Below are 20,849 nucleotides of genomic sequence, written 5' to 3'. Positions count from 1 at the left end.
CCTGTCACAGTTTCGCAGTAATACTGGCCCGTATTAATGGCGGGCGCATCCCGAAGCGCAAGGCGATAAAGGCAAGACATGGCGTTAATTTTTAAATGGCTGCTGCGAATCTTAAGCGGCCTGTTGGTACTTGGTGGTTTGGCCATTGCTTTGGTCTATTTCTTCGCCTCTCGGTCCTTGCCGGAGTACAACAAAGACTTGCAGACAGGATTTGTCAGCGCACCAGTAGAAATTGTGCGCAACAACGCCAATGTGCCGCATATTTTTGGTGAAAGGGACGCGGATGTTTTCTTTGGCCTTGGCTATGCCCACGCGCAGGATCGCCTCTGGCAAATGGTCACTTTGCGCCGCACCGCCCAAGGACGATTGTCTGAAGTCTTCGGCCCCACAACCGTTGAAATTGATCAGTTGATCCGCCGGTTAGATATATACCCACTGTCGGTGCAGTCGGTGGATTCACTGTCTGATCGTACCCGCCAGTTGATGTCAGCCTATGCCAACGGCGTGAATGCCCGCATCAACGAAGTGAACACAGAAGCGCTGGGACGCGGCGCACCGGAAATGTTCCTTTTCTCTGCGCCAATTGCACCTTGGCGGCCTGCGGATTCCCTTGCCATCCAGCGGGTTATGGCGCTTCAGCTGGCTGCTCATCTGGACGAGGAAGTTCTGCGCGCGCGGGTCTCTCTGCTGGTACCCGATGACAACCGCCTGTCTGACATCATGCCAGATTTCCCAGGCGCTGGCATTGCCGCACTTCCTGAATATGCCGCTCTTGTACCTGGCACGCAGCGATTTGTTGAGGCCACCCCTCGTGACTATCATCCGCTATCACCATTCAATCCACGTGGTTTAGCCGGCGCATCAAATGCTTGGGCAGCAGCAACAACACGGTCCGCAGCGGGCGGAACGCTCTTGGCCAATGACCCACATCTTGAGCTGAGCGCCCCTGCGATTTGGTATCTTGCACGGATGGAGCTGTCTAAAGGTGGTGTGATTGGCGGCACGATCCCCGGAATCCCAGCCATTCTGACTGGGCGTAGCGACCGAATGGGCTGGGGGCTGACCTCGGCCTATCTGGATGATCAGGATGTTCTGATCGAAGAACTTAATCCTGCCAATCCGAACGAGTACCGTACGCCCAATGGGTTCAAAGAATTCCGATCTCGGAACTCGATAATCAACATTAAGGACTCAGAGCCAATCACGCTGACCCTGCGCTGGTCTGACAATGGCCCTATCCTGCCGGGCAGTGTGTTTGATCTGAAAACAGTGACCCCGAAAGGCCATGTGGCCGCGATCAGCTGGACCGCGCTTAGCCCGAATGACACGTCTATGGATGCGGCCATCGACCTGATGTATGCCGACAATGTGCGACAAGCCATTAATTCTGCTGAGAAATATATCTCGCCCGCGCAAAACCTGACCTTGGTCGATCGAGAAACCATTGCAATGAAGACCGTTGGTGCCAATCCACGCCGCGCGGCATTGCATCAGTCCAAAGGACGCCTGCCGAGCCTCGGCTGGAGACCAGAGAACCGTTGGCAAGGCCGCCTGCCCTATGCCTCAAACCCAGAGTTCATCGCACCGATTGGCGGCATTGTGGGCAATACCAACAATAAGATCGTCGATCGCGCCTTCCCGCTGCATATGTCTTTCACCTGGGGCGATAGCCAAAGGGTTCATCGTTGGGAACGCCTGATGCAAGGTCGTCAGGTGCATACGCGTGATAGCTTTATCGAGGCACAACTCGACACCGTCAGCTTTACCGCGCGCAGCCTTCTGCCTTTGGTGGCGGCAGACCTTTGGTTTACAGGGGAATCCGCACCAGAGGGCACGCCAGAGCGCCAGCGGCAACGCGCCTTGGCTCTGCTTGCCGAGTGGAATGGGGAGATGAACGAACATCTGCCTGAACCGCTGATCTATTCTGCATGGATGCGAGCGCTGCAAACCCGGATCATCAAGGACGAACTTGGACCTCTGGAGCCAGAGTTTACCCATTTGGAGCCACTGTTCATTGAACGTGTTTTCCGTGATGTCGAAGGCGCCGGTGTCTGGTGTGACGTTATTCAAAGCGCGGCAACTGAAAGCTGTACGGACGTGGCGCGCCTTGCGTTAGATGACGCTTTGATCTGGATTGAAGAGAAATACGGGCGCAACCTGGAAAGCCTGCGCTGGGGAGATGCGCACCAAGCGACACATGACCACCAAGTGTTGGGTAAAATCCCGTTCCTGAAGAACTTTGTGAATATCCGCCAGTCGACCAGCGGTGGCGATAACACGCTGCAACGGGGCAAAACCATCGGCAAAGGACCTGATCCCTTCCTCAACAGCCACTCTGCAGCCTACCGTGGGGTTTATGACTTTGCGGACCCTGACAGCTCCGTTTTCATCATCTCGACCGGACAGTCAGGTCATTTCCTGAGCCGATATTATGACGATATGGCTCAGCTGTGGCGACGTGGGGAATATGTTCCTATGTCACTCGATGAGGAGCTCGCGCGCGCGGCAGCGGTCGGCGTTACGCGACTGCTGCCTTAAACTGAAAATACAGGAGCGAGGGGCAAGCCCCTCGCATTTTTGAGTATTTAGGCAAAGAAGAAGGTTAAAGCGTCTTGAATTTCGACGCCTGACGCGCGGTCCATTTAACGGTGATATCAAAACCCTCTTCGGTCTGCTCTTCACCTTCAACGATGTTTTCAGCAAAGAGCCAGGCGCGTTCTTTCCCTGCGGAGAATGGCAGGTTCAGCGTCTCGATACTGACATCTCCCTGCAATCGATGTGACACCTCTGTCAGCAGCAGATCGATGCCCTCGCCGGTGATGGCAGAAATTGAGAAGATGTCTTCGCTGCGCGCCGCCTTGGCATGCATTGCGTCGATGTCATCGGCCTCCAGCAGGTCGATTTTGTTCCAGACCTCAAGCTGCGGGATGTCCTCGTTGACGCCCAGTTGGCTGAGGATGGTTTCCACGTCTTGGGCTTGGTTTTCGGATTCCGGATGAGAGATATCGCGAACATGCAGGATGATATCGGCTGATAGCACTTCCTCCAGAGTCGCGCGGAAGGCAGCAACCAGTTCGGTTGGCAGGTCAGAAATGAAACCCACCGTGTCAGACAGTATAACTTCAGGGCCATCTGTCAGTTCCAGGCGACGCATGGTCGGATCCAGCGTTGCAAAAAGCATGTCTTTGGCCAAGACTTCGGCACCTGTCACGCGATTGAAGAGCGTGGATTTGCCGGCGTTGGTATAGCCCACCAATGCAACAATCGGATACGGCACCTTGGCACGGGCCCCACGGTGCAATTCGCGGGTTTTCACCACTTTGGCCAATTGGCGGCGCAGGCGCACCAGTTGATCGTCAATCGCACGACGGTCGGCCTCGATCTGTGTTTCACCCGGACCACCGACAAAGCCAAGACCACCACGCTGACGTTCCAAGTGGGTCCACGCCCTCACCAAACGCGTGCGCTGATACGACAAGGCCGCCATTTCGACCTGCAGCACACCTTCGCGGGTGCGCGCGCGATCCGAGAAAATTTCAAGGATCAACCCGGTCCGGTCCAGAAGTTTGACCTTCCATTCCTTTTCCAGATTGCGCTGTTGTACCGGCGTCACCGGGCCATCGATCAAAACAAGCTCAACCTCTTCAGCCTTCAGACGTGCTTTAAGCTCTTCGATTTTGCCTGAACCAAAAAGTTTGCCCGGCTGAATTTTCTGCAGGCGCACCACATCCGCCCCCACAACCTCTAAGTTGGGCAGAGCGGCCGCAAGCGAAACCGCCTCTTCCAATGCGGAGGAGGCGTCGCGTTTTTGATCAGCTGACTTAACTTCGGGACGCAGCACCCAAGCGCGGGTGACATGCGTTTCATGTTCCATCATAGGATATCTTTACTCGGTATCTGAACCGGGCAGCAGGCTTATTGGGCGTCTTCGCCTTCATACAAGCTAATCGGCTGCGCAGGCATGATCGTAGAGATCGCATGCTTGTAAACAAGCTGGCTTTGCCCATCACGGCGCAGCAAAACACAGAAGTTGTCAAACCAAGTGATGACACCCTGAAGTTTTACACCGTTGATTAGGAAAATTGTGACCGGAACCTTGGTCTTACGTACGTGATTTAGGAATGCGTCCTGGAGGTTCTGTCGATCCGAAGCCATTGCTTGTTCGCCTTTATTCTTGTTATGCCACGGTTTTAGTATTTCAGACCGAGTATGAAACGAGTGGAGATAAGTTTCTACCCCAAAAAACAGTGTATCTTCACTTAGTTCAGCAGAATTCGCCTAGTTGCGCCAAAGATTTGGCGACAGAAGGGCAATGATCGCCAATGTTTCAAGGCGTCCAAGCACCATGGCAGCGCAAAGAACAATTTTAACGCCAGCCGCTTCAGAAAGAATTTCAATTGGGCTTTGAACAGCGGCCTGTGCAAGGGGACCAGTTGTTGAAAGGGCTGAAATGGCCAAGACCAAACCGTCTTGAAAGCCGATACCCAGCCCGGTCAGCATGAGGGTCACAGCTGCCATAGAAAGCGCAAAGAGCATAAAAAAGACCCATGCAATCAGGGCTCCCTGACGCCGGATACGTCGTGTTTTACTGCCGGATGCGGATACAGAGCTGGGGTGTACCAAACGCTCCATTTCGCGAAGGCCTTGTAGATAAAGCGCGTAAACGCGCAAGAGCTTCACACCGCCCGCCGTCGTCGCCACGCCCCCACCGATCATGGAAAGTCCCAGCAAAATCAGCCCCGGAGTGCTTAGACCGGACCAGTTTTGCGCGGTTTGCCAATCCGCACTTTCAAATCCGGTGGTTGAAAGGAAGCTCAGGACAGTGAAAATCGAGCCCCAGGCCGCTTTGAAGGCCGCTGTCAGATTAAACTCTTCATCCACATCGATTGCACCAAACCAATGTCTCAGCAAAAGCAAAGTTGGAACCACGAGGACCAGAAAAATCGCAAAGCGGAACTCAGGATCGTCAAACAGCTTTTCGCGCCGTGTCGCTCCGAGCTCTGTAGCAAAGGTCTTTCGGGAGAGCGCAAAAAACAAAAACAGGAAAACAAGGATTTCACCTGCCAAGCCAGTGGAGGCTTCTTGAATACCGCCAACATTTGAAATGCCACTGGTTGCCATGACCGACATAGCGTGGGTCATGGCTGTCAGGGAACGCTCCCCGATCACCATCAGCAAAATCCAAAGCACCAGAGTCAGCCCGACATAGACCGGTACCAGATGCAAAGCCGTTCGGCGCCAGCGGCGCCCTGCATCAAGGCGACCAAGTCTTTGACCGTGTTCATTAAATTGATCAAAGTCGGATCGCGCAGAAACCTCATATCCACCTAGACTAAGAGGAGAAAATACCGCTACCGCTGCGACCCACATCATCAGGCCCCCCATCCAGCCCACAATGGCGCGCCACAGATGCAAGGCTGGCGACAAGCGTCCGGGGTCTTCAAAGAGTACAAAACCTGTTGTGGTCAGGCAGCTCACCATTTCCAGATAGGCATTCAGAAAACTGGTCGTGCCAAGTGCTTCATAAAATGGGAAGGCCAGCGCGATGGGCAGAATGGTATAGGCCGCAAAAAGCGCAAATAGGTAGCGCTGCAGACGTACTTCGTCGTCCTTTTCGGCTCTGACGGCAACCGCAATCAAACTGGTCACAAAAAGCGTCAGCACACCGCTATAGAGGAAACTCCGCGCAATATGGAACTCTTCAAGCCGCAGCGCATAGATGCTTGGCAGGAGCATCGCCACCCCTGCAATTGCAGTGAACTGCAACAGAAGCGGCATGTTTTGAAGCGCACGTATCATTCGAACCTAGAAATAGTCGATTGAAACCTGAAGCAATCGTTCGACTTCGCCCACATCTTTAGACAGTGCGAAGAGAGCAATGATGTCGCCTTCATCGATCCGCGTTTTGCCGACGGGTTTCACCAATTCACCGTTCTTCAGGATGCCACCAAGAAGCACACCTTCCGGGAAATCCACATCTCGCAGGTCTTGTCCCGCGATTGGCGAGGTCGACAGCACCTCTGCTTCAATGATTTCTGCCTCTGCATCTCCAAGGGAATAGACATCACGCACCCGTCCATGGCGAATGTGGCGCAGGATTGAGGACACCGTAGTGCCACGCGGGTTGATGTGCGCATCGATGCCTAAGGGTGCCATCAAAGGCACTAGCGTGGGATCATTGATTAGTGCGATTGCCATCGGGCAGCCCTGTGATTTCGCACGCACAGCTGAAAGGATGTTGGTCTTATCGTCGTCCGTTACAGCAAGAACCGCATCCGCGCGCTGAATACCAGCTTCGCGCAGCAAAGCCGCATCCATACCATCACCATGCAGGACAATCGTCCGTTCAAGAGCATCCGCAGAGATTTCAGCAACCTTTCGGTCCTTCTCAATCATCTTGGCGCGAATAGCGCGATTTGGCAGGGCTTCGAGCTCTTCTGCCACCATGCGCCCAACATTACCGCCACCAATCAACACAACACGTTCTTGTTTGCGAGTGGTTTTGCCGAAGATTTCCATCGTCCGCTGCGCATCGCGCACATCGGTCATGACGTAGATATCATCGCCGACAAACAGCTGGTCACCCGGTTCAGGCGCAAAGAGCGTGCCATCCCGGCGCACACCAACAACGACCGCGCGCAGGGTGGAAAAGAGATCTGACAGCTGGCGCAGAGGCGTGTTGACCACAGGGCAATCTTCATCAAGCACAATCCCGATGAGTTGCATTTTCCCATCAAGGAAGAACTCTGTGTCAAATGCTGAGGACGCAGCAAGCCGCTTCAAAGCCGCTGCCGCCACTTCGCGTTCCGGGCTGATCACAACCTCAATCGGCATGTGATCGCGCCGATAAAGGTCAGAATAAATTGCATCCAGATAGGATTGCGCCCTGAGACGCGCGATTTTGCGTGGGACATCAAAGACGGAATGCGCAACCTGACAGGTCACCATATTCACCTCATCAGAATGGGTAGCGGCAATGATCATGTCCGCGTCCCGCGCCCCTGCCCGATCCAGAACATCCGGATAGCTCGCAAATCCCGCAACACCCTGCACATCAAGGCTATCCGTTGCGCGCCGCACGAGATCGGCATTGTTGTCCACCACCGTGACATCATTGCGCTCATTGGACAGGTGTCGGGCGATTTGCCAACCCACCTGACCGGCGCCACAAATGATGACTTTCATGCATGCCTCCGCATTCGTCAGGCTCTTGGTTTGGCAGACCCGACGGGGCGGGTCAAGAAAGAGTGCTTAGCGCCCCATGCGCAAGAATGTCTGATTATTCAACCTGATCCACACTGGCGACACGGTTGCCTGCCTTGTTAGAGGTTACAACACCAAGCGATTTAAGCTTACGGTGCAGCGCAGAACGCTCCATGCCCACAAAAGTCGCCGTTCGGCTGATGTTGCCGCCAAACCGGTTGATCTGGGTCAGCAGATATTCCCGTTCAAAGGCTTCTCTTGCTTCACGCAGAGGCAATGTGGCCAATGCACCTGATAGGACCACCCGACCCTCTTCTTCTGCTGGGCCTTCGTTGCCCGGCAGCTCTTTTGCGTCGATATCGCCGTTGCCATCCCCAAGGATCAGCACGCGTTCAATCAGGTTTTTCAGCTGTCGAACGTTGCCCGGCCAGGTCATGGTCTGCATCAAGGCGACCGCTTCATCGGTGAGTTTGCGCAGCGGAAGCCCCTGCGTGTCATTGAATTCCGCAATGAAATGCTCTGCTAGCCCCGGAATGTCTTCGCGCCGTTCCTCTAAGGATGGCACAGCGATTGGCACTACGTTCAGACGATGAAACAGCTCCTGACGGAAGCGTTCTGCAGCAATTTCGGCCGCCAGATCCTTGCTGGTCGAGGAAATCACCCGCAGATCGACCTTTTGTGAGTCACTGCCGCCCACACGGGTGAAACTTTGATCCACGAGCACGCGCAGGATTTTGGATTGAGTGCCAAGCGGCATATCGGCGACTTCGTCAAAATAGACCACACCGCCGTTCGCCTTCTCCAACAATCCCTGCTCAACACCACGTTCAGCGCTTTCACGACCAAAGAGCACCTCTTCCATCCGCTCTGGCTCCACGCCTGCGCAATTCACTGTGACGAAGGGGGCACTCGCACGGTTGGAATTTGCATGGATATAGCGCGCCGCGACTTCCTTGCCGGACCCAGCGGGTCCGCAAAGCATCACACGGCCATTGGATTTGGTGACTTTGTCAAGCTGTGACACCAGAGCCTTATGGGAGGCACTTTGACCAATCATCGTGGTCGCCTTGCCGTCCTGGCGTTTCAAAGCATGGTTTTCCTGCCGCAAACGGCTGGTTTCCATCGCGCGGCGGATCACGACAAGCAGCTGATCAATGTTGAACGGCTTCTCAATAAAGTCATAGGCACCCTGCTTAATCGCAGCCACCGCAATTTCGATGTTACCGTGACCTGAGATAATCACCACCGGCACATCCGGATAATCCCGCTTCACAACCTTCAGGATGTCGATCCCATCCATGTTGCTGTCTTTCAGCCAGATATCCAGGATCATCAACGCCGGCTTTTCAGAGGTCACCTCGTTCATCGCTTCATCGCTGGTACCAGCGAGACGCGTTGTATAGCCTTCGTCTTCAAGAATATCGGAAATCAGCTCCCGAATGTCCCTTTCATCATCCACGATAAGAATATCGCCCATCATACTTCCCCCAACATTAGTCTTTACGCTCGGCAATCGCCGCACTTGTTACCGGCAGAGTAACTTCTGCCATCGCCCCATAATGGGCATTCCCTTCAAACACAGGCGCATCGAGCAGTGCCAAGGCCCCGCCATGCTCCTCTATGATCTTTTTCACGATGGGCAGACCCAACCCAGTGCCTTTGTCACGCGTCGTGACATAGGGCTCAAATAGTTTCGCGCGATCTTCCGGTAGGCCAATGCCATTGTCGGCAATTGAGATCACGCAATCCGTATCTCGAAGTTTCAAAGTGACTCGGATTTCCGGTTTTAGTCCTTCAACCGTGCCCTTATTCTCAAGGCTTTCAATCGCTTCACCGGCGTTCTTGATCAGATTGGTCAGCGCCTGATTAAGCATCGTGTCATCCGCATGCGCGCGGACGCCCTTGGCGGCAATGTCGGTCTTGAAGGTCACCGTTGGCTGACCAGCCTCCTGCAATAGAACTGCGTCTTGCAAGAGCTGAGAGATATCCACATCACGCCGCTCGGGCTCTGGCATACGGGCGAATTTCGAAAACTCATCAACAATGCGGCGCAGATCATTTGTCTGACGCACAATCACATCCGTCATCTGATCGAGCTTTTCAGAGTCATCCCCCACACGCGGAGAAAACTTGCGTTTTAGACGTTCTGCAGACAGCTGGATGGGCGTTAGCGGGTTCTTGATCTCATGCGCAATGCGGCGCGCCACATCACCCCATGCCGCCATCCTCTGAGCCGTCACAAGGTCCGTCACCTCATCAAAGGCCACAACATAGCCTTCCAGCGCACCATCCTCGTTGCGTCGCGTCGCGATGCGCACAAGCAAGCTTTCCAGCTTGCCGTCACGCACCACTTTGATCTCTTCCTGAGCGACTTCAGCACCAGACTCGCGTAATCCCGTGAAAATCTCATCAAATTCCGGAATGGCCACGGCCAAAGGCACCATGGCTTCATGCTGATCGTGGTCCAGTACATGTTCGGCTGATCGGTTCAGGAAAGTAATTCGCCCCAATGCATCCAGACCAATCACGCCAGAGGTCACAGACCCCAGAACCGAGTCAAAGAGACGCCGACGGCGCTCGATCTGATCGGTGTTTTCAAGCAAAGTCTGGCGCTGCGCGTTCAATTGGCGGGTCATCTGGTTGAAATACCGACCGAGCATGGCGATTTCATCGTCGCCATCTTCCTCGACCACCTGCACATTCAGATCGCCGCCCCCAACTTGCTGAGCCGCATCTGTCAGGCGCCCGACCGGACGCGAAAGACGCTCAGCAAACAGCAAGCCAAGCCAGGTCGCCGCCAAGATCAGAATGACAGCAAACCCCATATAAATCAGGCCAAAGCGGATAAAGACATCACCGCGTTCATTTTCAAGCTGAGCATAAAGCTTGGCAGTTTCTTTGGTTTCATCCAGCAATCCAAAAATGTCGCCGTCCACCGAACGGCTGACATAGAGGAATCGATCAACAAACCTCTGTAGTGGAACCAAAGCCCGCAATTCGTTTTGTTCCAGATCTCGAATGATCAGAAGACCTGTTTCAGTTGCCTCAGCAATCTGGTCCTCTGTCGGGCGTTCAAAATCAAATAGGTAGGATCGCTCACCACGCGCGAGCAATTCGCCGGTGCCATCAATAATGTAAGCTTCACGCAACCCACGCTGAATGCCGGTCTGGGCTTGGCTTAGCAAACCGCGAAAGTCGCCGGTGAGAAAGACCTTATCGCTGTTCTTGCGGCTAGAATTTATGAAATTTGCGACTGCCCGAACATCGATTTCCAAATTGCTAACATGCTCAGCTTCATAGGCCTCCGCTGCGGCAACAGAACTGCCCACCACTTTGCTCACGCGGTCTGAAAACCAGCCTTCCAGGCCGATATTGATGGTGAGGCCAGCAAAGATCGCCATGGTGACCGCTGGTGCCAGCGCCATTAGCGCAAAGGCCCCCGTCAAACGAAGGTGCAACCGAGAGCCCGCTGATTTCGCGCGGCGAGAGGCAATCATACGCACAACACGCTGCATGACCAATGCAGCGACAAGAAGCACATAGACCAAATCCGCGAGCAGTATTGATCTAAGCGAATTTGATGAGCTGCCCTGATCCAATGGACCAAATACGTAGAACGTCGTTGCAGCAAGAATTGGCCCCAAAATGACCAATCCGTAAGTGGCGAAATTCTGCGCACGGCGCTGGCGTCTAAGCCGTCTTAGACGCAACCAATGTGATGTTTTTGTCCGGGTTGCCACCCGCTGCCCCCAATTGATTTTGCGCCTAATGGGCGCGAAACTGCTATATGTTGTGGCGAACTGAAGTCATGAGACCCATCCGCAACTCTATGTGGCAGTTTTACATCAACTTGCGGCGGCGTGTCACGTGAATATCCAGATCGGTGATCTTCTTGCGCAAAGTATTGCGATTGATGCCAAGCAAATCCGCACATTTCGCCTGATTGCCCCCTGTCGCATCAAGTGCGATTTCGATCAGTGGCAATTCTATTTCACGCAGGATTCGTGAGTATAATCCGGGCGGTGGCAGGATATTTCCGTGTAGGTCAAAGTAACGACGCAGATGACGCTCGACAGCACCGGACAGTTTCTCGCTTTCGCCGCCACCCAGTAGTGGAACCGCTTCGGGTTGGCTGCCAAGTACTGCTTCGGCCTCGGAACGCGAGATTTCCTCGCCACGTGCAGTGAGAATCAATCGCTTAACTGCGTTTTCAAGCTGGCGCACATTCCCAGGCCAGCTGTAGGCCCGGAAAAGCTCGCGCGCGTCTGCTGAGAAGACACGAAGCGGACCCCCATCGCGTTCAGAACGTCCAAGAAAATGTTCGATCAAAAGCGGAATGTCATCCACGCGCTCACGCAGGCTGGGCACGTGCAGGGCTGCACCGTTGAGACGATAAAAGAGATCCTGTCGCACTTTGCCTTTTTCGACCAACTCCATCAGGTCCTGCTGACTTGTCGCCATAAAGCGTGGGGCCTGATCTCCGGGATTGTCGATCATTCGCACAAGACGCGCCTGATCTTCATCGTCAAAATCGCCAACCTCATCCAACAGAATGGTGCCACTCTTGGCGCGGGCGAAAATCCTGGCTGGGCCTTCGATGTCACTCAGATCAGATTTGGTAACTGTCACAAACGGCATGTTCCGACGATCGGAGAAATCGTGAATCTCCTTCGCAATCAGCGATTTACCGGTTCCAGATTCACCAGAAACGAGCACTGGTAAATCCGTATTCATAACCCGTGCCACAACGCGATAAAGCTGCTGCATTACCGGAGTACGACCAACAAGAGGCAACTCTTCCGGGCGCTCCCCATCCTGCGTCGGGCTCGCAGATACAGTGCGTTTTTCACTCAACGCTTTGGCTGTGCGCTTCATCAAATCCGGCAGGTCAAACGGTTTAGGCAGATAGTCATAGGCGTCTGCTTCTGCAGCTTGAATGGCTGTCATGATGGTGTTTTGTGCAGAGATCACGATCACCGGAAGCCCCGGACGATCATCGGAAATCTTTGGCAGCATTTCCAAGCCATTGCCGTCTGGCATGGCCACGTCAGTGATCACCACATCGCCTTTGCCTTCACCAACCCAACGCATCAGGGTTGTCAAAGAGCTGGTCGCATGCACTTTACACCCCGCGCGTGTCAGCGCTTGGGTCAAAACGGTGCGGATTGTGCGGTCATCATCCGCGACTAGTACGGTGCCATCCATGGTTTAGCTCTCCTCTGGAGGAACAAGGTCTTTTGGGGCCCTTGGAAGTGAAATTCTGAAAACGGTGCGGCCAGGAATGGAATCCACTGAAATCCACCCCCCGTGATCCGAGATGATTTTGCTGACGAGCGCTAGGCCCAAACCGGTGCCATTCTCTTTGCCAGAGACAAAAGGATCAAAGATGTCGCCTTTGATATCCTGCGGCAATCCAGGGCCATCGTCCGTGATTTCGATTTGAAGCGGCAACGACTGACCAGTGCCGTCGCTACGGCGCAACTTAAAGCTATGCTCGAAGTAGCTCCGAATGCGAATAGTACCTTTCTTGTCAGCGGCTTCTGCTGCATTCTTAAGAAGGTTTAGCACGACTTGAAGCAACTGATCCGCGTCTCCCAATGCGTAAGGAAGTGATGGGTCATAGTCTTCGACAATGGTCATGTGCCCGCCGAAACCAAGCAGTGCGGACCGGCGCGCGCGATCCAGCACGTCGTGGATGTTCACCGCGTGTTTGGCGGGTGGCTGCAGGTTTCCGAATTGCTCCACCTGCTCCAAAAGCTTCACGATACGGCGGCTCTCTTCTACGATCAGATCAGTCAATTCCAAATCGGCCTGAGAGAGGTTCATAGACAACAGCTGCGCGGCACCAGTTATGCCTGCAAGAGGGTTTTTGATCTCATGGGCCAGCATCTCTGCCATACCAATCGCCGATTTCGCGGCGCTTTTGACAGAATCTGACTTACCTGCGCGGCTTGCAAGCTCTCTTGGGGAGATCAGAATGATCATTTCCCCATCTCCGTCGACCAATTGAGAAACTTGGACGTTGCATTGCAGCGGTGGTGCGTTGCCGGTGCCGACATCAACGTCATTTACGAACAGTGGTGTTCCCAAATTCCTAGCCCGGCTGAAGGCGTCTTCTAATGGTGCGTCGACAGCGATGCGATCCCAAACAGGCACACCACGGAGGGATTTCGCCGAGGCATTCAGGAAGCTTTCAGCGACACCATTGATCTCTAAGATGTTGTCATCCGCATCCACAAGCACAGCAGGAACCGGCAAAGAAGACCACAAAGCTGCGTTATCGATCATGCGGCGGTCCTTTCTTCAGCGGGTGAAAGCGCAACCGGCAATAGCGCCAGTACTTCACGTTCGGTTTTCGCGGTAAGAACCTGATTTCTAAGCACCTTGGGCGTCTGAGCGTGGTCCATGTACCAACCCAGATGCTTACGAGCAACGCGCACCCCTAGGTCGCTACCGTAGAACCTCAGCATTGCCTGATAATGTTTTGAAACCATTTCAATAAAATCATGCCCTTGTGGAACTTCAGGAGATGCTCCACCGAATATCTCTGCAGCCACTTGAGCAAGCGTCCAAGGCGCACCCTGAACACCACGCCCCATCATGACGCCATCCGCGTTGGAAAGCTCAAGAGCCTCGCGTGCGGTGGTCGCATCGACGATGTCTCCATTGGCAATAACCGGAAGCGACACTGCTTCTTTCACATTGCGAATGGCAGCCCAATCAGCAGAGCCCTTATAGAACTGACAGCGGGTCCGCCCGTGAATAGTAATCATTTGAATGCCAGCATCTTCTGCCCGTTTAGCAAGTTCCGGTGCGTTCAGAAGCGCATCATCCCAGCCCAACCGGGTTTTAAGCGATACAGGCACACTGACCGCATCCACGACAGCTTCAATCAACGTCAGTGCATGATCCAAATCACGCAGCAACGCTGAACCAGAAGCCCCGGCCCCGCTGCTGCTGGTTACCTTCTTTGCCGGACAGCCCATATTGATGTCTATGATCCGCGCACCGCTGGCTTCTGCGAAACGCGCGGCTTCGGCCATCCAGTAGGCTTCGCATCCTGCTATCTGAACAGCTGTACCTTCGACGCCAAAACCCAGTTCAGCCTTTTCGCGCACACCGGGCTTGGCGTTCAGCAGGTCCTGAGAGGCGATCATTTCAGATACGACAAGACCCGCGCCAAATTCCGCGACAAGTTCGCGAAATGGCAAATCGGTGATCCCGGCCAATGGGGCCAGAAACACAGGCGGGTCCAATGTCAGGTCTCCGAGACGAATGCTCAACTGTCTAATCCTTGTCACTTGCGCTCAATTTAAGGAGGAATCAGACCACCCTCAACGAATCTACGCCAAAAAATGTATCAGAAATATGCAAGTGCCTAAATTTTAATCAAGCAAAAGGGGGAGATTGCGTCTTCACGCAGCACCTCATAGACAGGCATCATGCAAACTATGTCTCAAAATTCAGCGGCCAAATGGGTCGCAACGGTCGGCGGTGCTGGCTTTTTACGCCCTGCCCCAGGCACCTGGGGATCAGCCGTTGCCGTCGGCCTTGCGCTATTACTTCATTATCTAGGCGGCTTCCCGGTTTTGGCCATTGCGACCCTATTGGTTTTCCCAATCGGCTGGTGGGCAACCGCACAGTACACGCAGCAATCTGACGATCATGACCCAAGCGAAGTGGTCATCGATGAGGTGGCCGGACAGTGGATCGCATTACTTGTGACCAGCTATGGCGCTTGGCGAATGGGGGCTGATCCGCTCGCGCTGTACCCCGGATGGATTGCAGGCTTCTTACTGTTCCGCCTGTTTGACATCACCAAGCCGAACCTCGTGGGTTGGGCGGATCGACGCGGCGATGCACTCGGCGTGATGCTGGATGACGTGATCGCGGGTGTATATGCAGCGATTTGCACGGGCATACTGGCCGCGCTCTTTCATCTGGTGATCCTATGAGCCTTGCTAACGATGTCTTAGAAGCCGCCAAATCCAAAGGCGTGATGATCGCGACCGCCGAAAGCTGCACCGGTGGTTTAGTCTTTGCAGCACTGACAGACATCGCTGGGTCCTCCGCAGTCATGGAACGTGGCTTCGTGACTTACACGAATGACGCCAAGCAAGAGATGCTGGGCGTCTCTTCCAAGACACTCGATGCAGTTGGCGCTGTCTCAGAGGACGTGGCCAAAGAAATGGCTGAAGGTGCTGTTTCCAACAGCAAGGCTCAGATCGCGGTATCGATCACGGGCATCGCCGGCCCCGGCGGTTCAGAGCACAAGCCGGAAGGTCGTGTCTGTTTTGGCATCACAAATGGCAAGAGTACGATTACTGAAACGGTTGAATTCGGAGCACTTGGCCGCGAAAATGTGCGCAAGGCGGCGCAGAATCACGCATTGTCGCTGCTCCAAAAGGCAATTTCTCAATACTGATGAATTATTAAGCATAACGCCAAACTTATCGTCTATTTTTTAATCAGTATTCATATTGTCTATATTATTAGCGTTTCTGCAGCGCATGCTGCTTTGTTTTGCAGCCCACTTCCGCTTTGACCGCCTGCAACGGAACATTTCGAAGAAGGAACGGGACAATGAACGGAGCGGATACCGCTTGGATTATCGTCGCCACAGCCCTAGTGCTGTTTATGACCCTGCCGGGTCTGGCTTTGTTTTATGGCGGCCTTGTGCGCGCGCGCAACGTATTGAGCGTTTTCATGCACTGCTACGCCATCGCCTGCTTGATGAGCGTCTTGTGGTTGGTCGCAGGATACTCCATCGCTTTCGGCGGTGGCACATCAGGCTTCTGGGGCGGTCTGGACAAGATGTTCCTTTCAGGCATCACTGCTGACACCCTGTCAGGCACCCTGCCCGAAGTTCTCTTCTTTGCCTTTCAGATGACCTTTGCGATCATCACCCCGGCACTGATCGTCGGTGCCTATGTAGAACGCATTGGCTTTGGCTTTGTTCTTCTCTTCTCTGCTCTTTGGATGCTGCTTTGCTACGCACCGGTGGTTCACTGGGTCTGGGGCGGCGGCTTTCTTGCAGATGGCGGCATCTTCGGCGAAACCGGCGTGCGCGACTTTGCTGGCGGCATCGTGGTTCACGAAACAGCAGGTATCGCAGCGCTCCTGCTGGCGGTTGTTCTTGGTCCACGCAAAAACAAGACAACACCACCGCATGCACCTTGGATGGTGATGATTGGCGCAGCGATGCTTTGGGTTGGCTGGTTCGGCTTTAATGGCGGCTCGCAGCTGGCCGCAGACGGCGGTGCGGCAATGGCTCTGACTGTTACACATATCTCTGCTGCAACCGCATCTTTGACCTGGGCAATTTGGGAAAAGATCAAATACGGCAAGGCATCTCTGGTGGGTCTGGTCACAGGTACCATCGCAGGTCTTGCGTCCATCACTCCGGCATCTGGTTTTGTTGGCCCTGTGGAAGCTCTGGTCATCGGTGCCGTCGCGGGTATCCTGTGCCAGGAAGCCGTTAACGTGATCCGCAATGGACTGAAAATCGACGACACTCTGGACGTATTCGCTGTCCACGGAGTTGGCGGCATCTTCGGCACCATCATGATCGCAGTCTTCGGTCAGGGCGCATGGGCGGCTCAGCTGGGCTCCCTCGCAATTGTTGGGGTCTTCACAGTGGTTGTCACCATGGTTCTGATCTACGTGGTCAAAGCCATCACACCTCTGCGTGTCGATGCAGAAACCGAGACCAATGGTCTGGATCTGGCTGTGCACGGAGAGCGTGCTTACGACGTCAGTTCCTAAATCTGGTTGACGATATTGCTAAGAATGGCGACCTATTTGGTCGCCATTTTTGTTTGTGCCCCCGGGATCTAGCCACATTGACGTGAATCAAGGGCCGATTTCCCGGACTGTCCTAGACTGGCAGTGTTAGCAAAAAGGGAGATCTGCAATGTTTGAGAAAATTGTTGTTGGCTTGGACGGTTCAGAAACATCTGACAAGGCACTCCGTACAGCCTGTGATTTGGCTCAGAAATATGGATCAGAGATCCATCTTGTACACACCCCACAGCCCAAAACAGTTGCCTTCGCGATGGGAGCCGTCGCCGGGTATCACACCGTTACAACCATGCCCAATGATGAAGAGGTCACGAAGGCGGCCAATATGATTATTGGACGGGGCAAAGGCATTGCACAGGACTATGATCTGTCCGCGGTCAAAACCTATAGCCATAGAGGTGATCCGGTGGAAGAAATCGTTGCCTGCGCGGAGGGGTGTGATGCAGACCTGATTGTCACTGGTCGGCGCGGCCTTGGAAGTTTAGGAGCCCTGATCCAAGGGAGCACAGCTCAGGGCGTGGCTCACAATGCCAAATGCGCCTGTTTGACCGTCGCTTGACTTCAATCTGGACATCATCCCGTCAAGCTTTCACATGCCTCCGGCATGTTTGATTTATGACGATTGACAGCGGAAAAGAACACGTTCCATATTCAAAACTTATCTGTATCTTCCGATCTAAAGGAGGTGCAAAAGTGAAAACAGCACAATCGCAGGTCCTGAAAGGCCACTGCTTATGCGGAGCCTGTAAGTTTGAGCTGGCGGGGCCTCATAATTGGGTCGGCAACTGCTATTGCGAAAGCTGCAGACGCGCCACTGCATCGCCGATGACAACTTGGATTGGCAATCCAAATGGGAATTGGCGCTTTTGGGGAATACAACCTAAAACCTATAGAAGCAGCGACCACGCGGAGCGCGGATTTTGTCCAGATTGTGGTTCACAGTTGTACTACAAGTCAGAACGCTATCCAAACGAAGTACATTTCTATGCGGCTCTCTTAGAAGATCCAGCGAAAATTAGCCCAAGCTCAGAGTATCACAGCGAAGAGCGCATAAACTGGCCCGGCATTGCCGTTCACGAAAGCTGATGTCCATATAGCTCTGCGGCCCGCGTTTCAAAAGCCCGCACAATTCGGTGCATGGCCTCATTGAAGACCACCCCGATAATCCCCTGCAGGATCGCGTTCTTGAATTCAAAATCGACATAGAACGAAACATCACATCCGCCTTCTACATCTTTGAAATCCCAGGTGGATTTTAAAAACTTGAAGGGGCCATCCAGGTATTCGGTGTCGATACTTTTCTCCACCGGATGCAGCAATACCTTGGAGCCAAAGCGTTCACGAAAGACTTTGAACGAGATTACCAAATCCGCCAGCATTAGCTCTGCATCGCCCTCTGGTGTGCGGGATCGGATACGGGCCGCCGCGCACCACGGTAGAAACTTCGGATAGGCCGCGACATCTGCAACCAGATCGTACATCTGCTGCGCCGTATACGGCAAAGTGCGTGTTTCTGAATGCGTTGGCATCTGGTTTTTCTGCTCGGATCGTCATAGACAGTGTGCGCCCATTTCGTATGCTGGGCGCGGAAAATCAAGAGGGCAGCATGACACAGCCAGATTATGTGATTGATCAAATGATCTCAGCCAAAAGCATCGCGGCGCGGATCGAAGGGCTTTGTGAGGAAATTCGCAGCGAGTTCTCTGATACTGATAAGCTGGTTGTTGTGGGTCTACTGCGTGGCTCCTTTGTGTTCATTGCGGATCTGGTGCGTGAATTGGACCTCCCGGTCGAAGTCGATTTCCTTGAAGCATCATCTTATGGCAACGCCATGGAAAGCAGCCGTGAGGTCCGCATTCTCAAAGACTTGCGCGGCGAAATTCATGGCCGCGATGTCTTGGTTGTAGAAGATATTGTGGACACAGGTCACACCCTGCATCACGTCAAGCACCTTTTGGAAAGCCGCGAGCCCCGCAAGATGAAAACCATCGCGCTTCTCGATAAACCAACCCGCCGCGAAGCTGATGTGCGCGCGGATTGGATTGGGTTTGAAATCCCAGACGAATTTGTTGTGGGCTACGGCATCGACTATGCGCAGCGCAATCGCAACCTGCCCTTCATTGGCAAAGTCCGGTTTGTGGAATGAACCCGCGCTGGCTGATGAAAATGGCGCTTTGGGCGCGCAACCCGCCCTCTCGGCGGCGCATTCAGATCGTCCTTTTCGCAGTGGTCTGCACGGCCATTCTCTATGGAATTGAGCAATATTTCGGCTGGCCTGAGGCACTGACAGCCGAGAAAATTGGCAATAAAGGCCTGCGCTGAAGCCCGCCCAATCAACTAATCGTGAATTATTTTGGTGACTCATTCCTTCGTTTTTAAGAAGCTTCCCCTAAACTGATTTCACTTTAACTGCTTTAGAACAGGGAAGTTTGCCATGAAAACAAAGGTAATGATCACCGCCGCTCTCGCGATTGCTATGGGGGCGGGCGTAACGTTTGCTGGTAGCCACGCAGACCCTGCCATTCAGGGTGCCATCAAAGCACGCCAAGGCCAGATGCAGCTTTACGCACACAACCTCGGCATTCTTGGTGCAATGGCAAAGGGCGAAGTCGCTTATGATGCGGCCGCGGCTTCTGCCGCAGCAAACAACCTGAAAGCTGTCGCAAATCTCGACGCGATGACGCTTTGGCCGCAGGGCTCAGATATGGACAGCGTCGAAGGCACACGTGCCAAGGCCGAAATCTGGACAACCTTCCCTGCTGTTGTCGAAAACGCGACCGCTATGGCCACCGCAGCCAACGCTATGGCTGATGCAGCGGGCAAAGACCTTGCCTCCTTGCAAGCCGCCATGGGGCCGGTTGGCGGGGCATGCGGTTCCTGCCACAAAGCCTTCCGCGGTAAATAGAAAGCACACCGATGGCCCGCATCTTACGTTACCTCATTGTTTTGGGGCTTGCGGGCCTCGCAGCATTTTATGTGATAACCATCCCACGCGGGGTGGATGAAGCCCGATTTGAGGGGCTGACCGGCAACGCCATACGCGGCGCGACAGTTTTTCATGCTTCAGGCTGTGCCTCTTGCCATACCGAACCAAAGTCTGAATTCTCCGAGGCGCCAGTTTTGGCAGGCGGCCAATCCTTCCCATCTGATTTCGGCACTTTCCTGGCTCCCAATATCTCACCAAGCTCTGAATACGGCATTGGAGGTTGGACCCTGGTGGAATTTGCCAATGCAGTGCAGCGCGGAGTGTCCCCGGACGGCAAACACTACTTTCCTGTTTTCCCTTACACCGCCTATGCGCGTATGACAGAACAGGATATTGCCGACCTCAAGACCTTCATGGACACCCTGCCCGCCAGCGAAACAGCAAGTCAGGCGCATCAAGTGGGCTTTCCCTTTAACATCCGGCGCACCCTGGGAGGTTGGAAACTGCTATTCGCCGGGACGGATTGGGTATTTGAAGAGGCCAACACACCGGAACTGGTCCGCGGCCGCTATCTTGTCGAAGCACAGGCGCATTGCGCGGAATGCCACACGCCACGCAATCCATTGGGCGGATTGAATACAGCTGACTGGCTGACCGGTGCATTCTTGCCGGGTGAAGGAAAAGTGCCTGGGATTACGCCTGCAGTGCTGGACTGGTCGCCAGAAGATGTCGCCTATTATCTTGAAACCGGGTTCACCCCGGAATTTGATAGCGCGGGTGGCCCTATGGCGCATGTGGTTGAAAACATGGGGCAATTGACCGCAGAAGATCGACTGGCAATTGCGGCCTATCTGCAAGCCCTCGTTCAATAACACAAACAAAAACGGCGCCCTAAGGCGCCGACTGTTATTCGATTTAT

20 protein-coding genes are annotated in these 20,849 nt (G+C 54.0%); 10 read left to right on the top strand and 10 right to left on the bottom strand.

All coding sequences use genetic code 11. From position 1 onward, the window contains the following. Positions 1-78 precede the first annotated feature (78 nt). On the top strand, positions 79-2,538 hold the full coding sequence (locus tag M0D42_RS05070; protein WP_265020516.1) for a penicillin acylase family protein: 2,460 nt from the start codon (positions 79-81) through the stop codon (positions 2,536-2,538). 64 nt (positions 2,539-2,602) lie between these two features. On the opposite strand, the gene hflX is transcribed toward M0D42_RS05070, so the two are convergent. From hflX to dusB, 9 genes are all read right to left on the bottom strand, one after another. Beyond that, complete coding sequence (gene hflX / locus M0D42_RS05065; RefSeq protein WP_265021103.1) at positions 2,603-3,874, bottom strand: GTPase HflX; 1,272 nt, start codon at positions 3,872-3,874, stop codon at positions 2,603-2,605. Positions 3,875-3,915: 41 nt separating this feature from the next. Continuing rightward, on the bottom strand, positions 3,916-4,155 hold the full coding sequence (hfq, locus tag M0D42_RS05060; RefSeq protein ID WP_058314310.1) for an RNA chaperone Hfq: 240 nt from the start codon (positions 4,153-4,155) through the stop codon (positions 3,916-3,918). Between the two features lie 123 nt (positions 4,156-4,278). Next, a complete protein-coding gene (locus M0D42_RS05055) occupies positions 4,279-5,799 on the bottom strand; it encodes a TrkH family potassium uptake protein (RefSeq protein WP_265020515.1) in 1,521 nt (506 codons plus the stop codon). Positions 5,800-5,805: 6 nt separating this feature from the next. Further along, a complete protein-coding gene (gene trkA / locus M0D42_RS05050) occupies positions 5,806-7,185 on the bottom strand; it encodes a Trk system potassium transporter TrkA (RefSeq protein ID WP_265020514.1) in 1,380 nt (459 codons plus the stop codon). A gap of 94 nt (positions 7,186-7,279) precedes the next feature. Continuing rightward, a complete protein-coding gene (locus M0D42_RS05045; RefSeq protein WP_330221188.1) occupies positions 7,280-8,680 on the bottom strand; it encodes a sigma-54 dependent transcriptional regulator in 1,401 nt (466 codons plus the stop codon). Positions 8,681-8,696: 16 nt separating this feature from the next. Next, positions 8,697-10,943 carry a sensor histidine kinase NtrY-like gene (locus M0D42_RS05040; protein ID WP_265020512.1) on the bottom strand — a complete coding sequence of 749 codons (2,247 nt, stop codon included), beginning with the start codon at positions 10,941-10,943 and terminating at the stop codon, positions 8,697-8,699. 100 nt (positions 10,944-11,043) lie between these two features. Next, positions 11,044-12,408, bottom strand: a complete 1,365-nt coding sequence (locus M0D42_RS05035) for a sigma-54 dependent transcriptional regulator (RefSeq protein WP_265020511.1) — start codon at positions 12,406-12,408, stop codon at positions 11,044-11,046. 3 nt (positions 12,409-12,411) lie between these two features. Then, positions 12,412-13,491 carry a two-component system sensor histidine kinase NtrB gene (locus M0D42_RS05030; RefSeq protein ID WP_265020510.1) on the bottom strand — a complete coding sequence of 360 codons (1,080 nt, stop codon included), beginning with the start codon at positions 13,489-13,491 and terminating at the stop codon, positions 12,412-12,414. Next, positions 13,488-14,486, bottom strand: a complete 999-nt coding sequence (gene dusB / locus M0D42_RS05025; RefSeq protein WP_265020509.1) for a tRNA dihydrouridine synthase DusB — start codon at positions 14,484-14,486, stop codon at positions 13,488-13,490. The genes M0D42_RS05030 and dusB overlap by 4 nt, the downstream gene beginning before the upstream one ends. Before the next feature lie 159 nt (positions 14,487-14,645). Here dusB and M0D42_RS05020 point away from each other — a divergent pair, with 159 nt between their 5' ends. The 5 genes from M0D42_RS05020 (at position 14,646) to M0D42_RS16035 (ending at position 18,090) form a co-directional block, all read left to right on the top strand. After that, positions 14,646-15,158 carry a phosphatidylglycerophosphatase A gene (locus tag M0D42_RS05020; RefSeq protein ID WP_419195961.1) on the top strand — a complete coding sequence of 171 codons (513 nt, stop codon included), beginning with the start codon at positions 14,646-14,648 and terminating at the stop codon, positions 15,156-15,158. Further along, positions 15,155-15,628, top strand: a complete 474-nt coding sequence (locus M0D42_RS05015; RefSeq protein ID WP_265020508.1) for a CinA family protein — start codon at positions 15,155-15,157, stop codon at positions 15,626-15,628. The genes M0D42_RS05020 and M0D42_RS05015 overlap by 4 nt, the downstream gene beginning before the upstream one ends. 158 nt (positions 15,629-15,786) lie before the next feature. Continuing rightward, positions 15,787-16,968 (top strand): ammonium transporter, encoded by a 1,182-nt coding sequence (locus M0D42_RS05010; RefSeq protein WP_265020507.1) that lies wholly within the window; start codon positions 15,787-15,789, stop codon positions 16,966-16,968. A 148-nt stretch (positions 16,969-17,116) separates the two neighbouring features. Continuing rightward, positions 17,117-17,563 carry a universal stress protein gene (locus M0D42_RS05005; RefSeq protein WP_265020506.1) on the top strand — a complete coding sequence of 149 codons (447 nt, stop codon included), beginning with the start codon at positions 17,117-17,119 and terminating at the stop codon, positions 17,561-17,563. Positions 17,564-17,619: 56 nt separating this feature from the next. Continuing rightward, on the top strand, positions 17,620-18,090 hold the full coding sequence (locus tag M0D42_RS16035) for a GFA family protein (RefSeq protein ID WP_419195960.1): 471 nt from the start codon (positions 17,620-17,622) through the stop codon (positions 18,088-18,090). On the opposite strand, the gene M0D42_RS05000 is transcribed toward M0D42_RS16035, so the two are convergent. Beyond that, on the bottom strand, positions 18,078-18,533 hold the full coding sequence (locus tag M0D42_RS05000; protein WP_265020505.1) for a type II toxin-antitoxin system RatA family toxin: 456 nt from the start codon (positions 18,531-18,533) through the stop codon (positions 18,078-18,080). The two genes, M0D42_RS16035 and M0D42_RS05000, sit on opposite strands and share 13 nt — an antisense overlap. A 77-nt stretch (positions 18,534-18,610) precedes the next feature. On the opposite strand from M0D42_RS05000, the gene hpt reads away from it, so the two are divergent. From hpt to M0D42_RS04980, 4 genes are all read left to right on the top strand, one after another. Further along, positions 18,611-19,150, top strand: coding sequence for a hypoxanthine phosphoribosyltransferase (hpt, locus tag M0D42_RS04995; RefSeq protein ID WP_265020504.1), 540 nt, complete (start codon positions 18,611-18,613; stop codon positions 19,148-19,150). Then, positions 19,147-19,326: a hypothetical protein gene (locus M0D42_RS04990; protein ID WP_265020503.1), complete on the top strand. Its 180-nt coding sequence runs from the start codon at positions 19,147-19,149 to the stop codon at positions 19,324-19,326. The genes hpt and M0D42_RS04990 overlap by 4 nt, the downstream gene beginning before the upstream one ends. A 112-nt stretch (positions 19,327-19,438) precedes the next feature. Next, entirely contained in the window at positions 19,439-19,909 is a 471-nt protein-coding gene (locus tag M0D42_RS04985) for a c-type cytochrome (RefSeq protein ID WP_265020502.1), read from the top strand. 11 nt (positions 19,910-19,920) lie between these two features. Continuing rightward, a complete protein-coding gene (locus M0D42_RS04980; RefSeq protein WP_265020501.1) occupies positions 19,921-20,802 on the top strand; it encodes a c-type cytochrome in 882 nt (293 codons plus the stop codon). The last annotated feature ends 47 nt before the right edge of the window (positions 20,803-20,849 follow it).

It is taken from the genome of Cognatishimia activa (assembly GCF_026016445.1).
GTDB classification, from domain to species: Bacteria; Pseudomonadota; Alphaproteobacteria; order Rhodobacterales; family Rhodobacteraceae; genus Cognatishimia; species Cognatishimia activa_B.
The sequence above is the reverse complement of the archived record's forward strand: the minus strand, read 5'-3'. Positions and strand labels throughout refer to the sequence as shown.

Bases quoted from the DNA above. Each gene is read 5' to 3' on its own strand.
- M0D42_RS05010 (WP_265020507.1), top strand. From the start codon at position 15,787: ATGAACGGAGCGGATACCGCTTGGATTATCGTCGCCACAGCCCTAGTG.
- M0D42_RS04980 (WP_265020501.1), top strand. From the start codon at position 19,921: ATGGCCCGCATCTTACGTTACCTCATTGTTTTGGGGCTTGCGGGCCTC.
- M0D42_RS05030 (WP_265020510.1), bottom strand. From the start codon at position 13,491: ATGATCGATAACGCAGCTTTGTGGTCTTCTTTGCCGGTTCCTGCTGTG.
- M0D42_RS05005 (WP_265020506.1), top strand. From the start codon at position 17,117: ATGTTTGAGAAAATTGTTGTTGGCTTGGACGGTTCAGAAACATCTGAC.
- M0D42_RS05070 (WP_265020516.1), top strand. From the start codon at position 79: ATGGCGTTAATTTTTAAATGGCTGCTGCGAATCTTAAGCGGCCTGTTG.
- M0D42_RS05015 (WP_265020508.1), top strand. From the start codon at position 15,155: ATGAGCCTTGCTAACGATGTCTTAGAAGCCGCCAAATCCAAAGGCGTG.
- hfq (WP_058314310.1), bottom strand. From the start codon at position 4,155: ATGGCTTCGGATCGACAGAACCTCCAGGACGCATTCCTAAATCACGTA.
- trkA (WP_265020514.1), bottom strand. From the start codon at position 7,185: ATGAAAGTCATCATTTGTGGCGCCGGTCAGGTGGGTTGGCAAATCGCC.
- M0D42_RS05035 (WP_265020511.1), bottom strand. From the start codon at position 12,408: ATGGATGGCACCGTACTAGTCGCGGATGATGACCGCACAATCCGCACC.
- M0D42_RS16035 (WP_419195960.1), top strand. From the start codon at position 17,620: ATGACGATTGACAGCGGAAAAGAACACGTTCCATATTCAAAACTTATC.
- hpt (WP_265020504.1), top strand. From the start codon at position 18,611: ATGACACAGCCAGATTATGTGATTGATCAAATGATCTCAGCCAAAAGC.
- hflX (WP_265021103.1), bottom strand. From the start codon at position 3,874: ATGGAACATGAAACGCATGTCACCCGCGCTTGGGTGCTGCGTCCCGAA.
- M0D42_RS04985 (WP_265020502.1), top strand. From the start codon at position 19,439: ATGAAAACAAAGGTAATGATCACCGCCGCTCTCGCGATTGCTATGGGG.
- M0D42_RS04990 (WP_265020503.1), top strand. From the start codon at position 19,147: ATGAACCCGCGCTGGCTGATGAAAATGGCGCTTTGGGCGCGCAACCCG.
- M0D42_RS05000 (WP_265020505.1), bottom strand. From the start codon at position 18,533: ATGCCAACGCATTCAGAAACACGCACTTTGCCGTATACGGCGCAGCAG.
- M0D42_RS05055 (WP_265020515.1), bottom strand. From the start codon at position 5,799: ATGATACGTGCGCTTCAAAACATGCCGCTTCTGTTGCAGTTCACTGCA.
- M0D42_RS05020 (WP_419195961.1), top strand. From the start codon at position 14,646: ATGCAAACTATGTCTCAAAATTCAGCGGCCAAATGGGTCGCAACGGTC.
- M0D42_RS05045 (WP_330221188.1), bottom strand. From the start codon at position 8,680: ATGGGCGATATTCTTATCGTGGATGATGAAAGGGACATTCGGGAGCTG.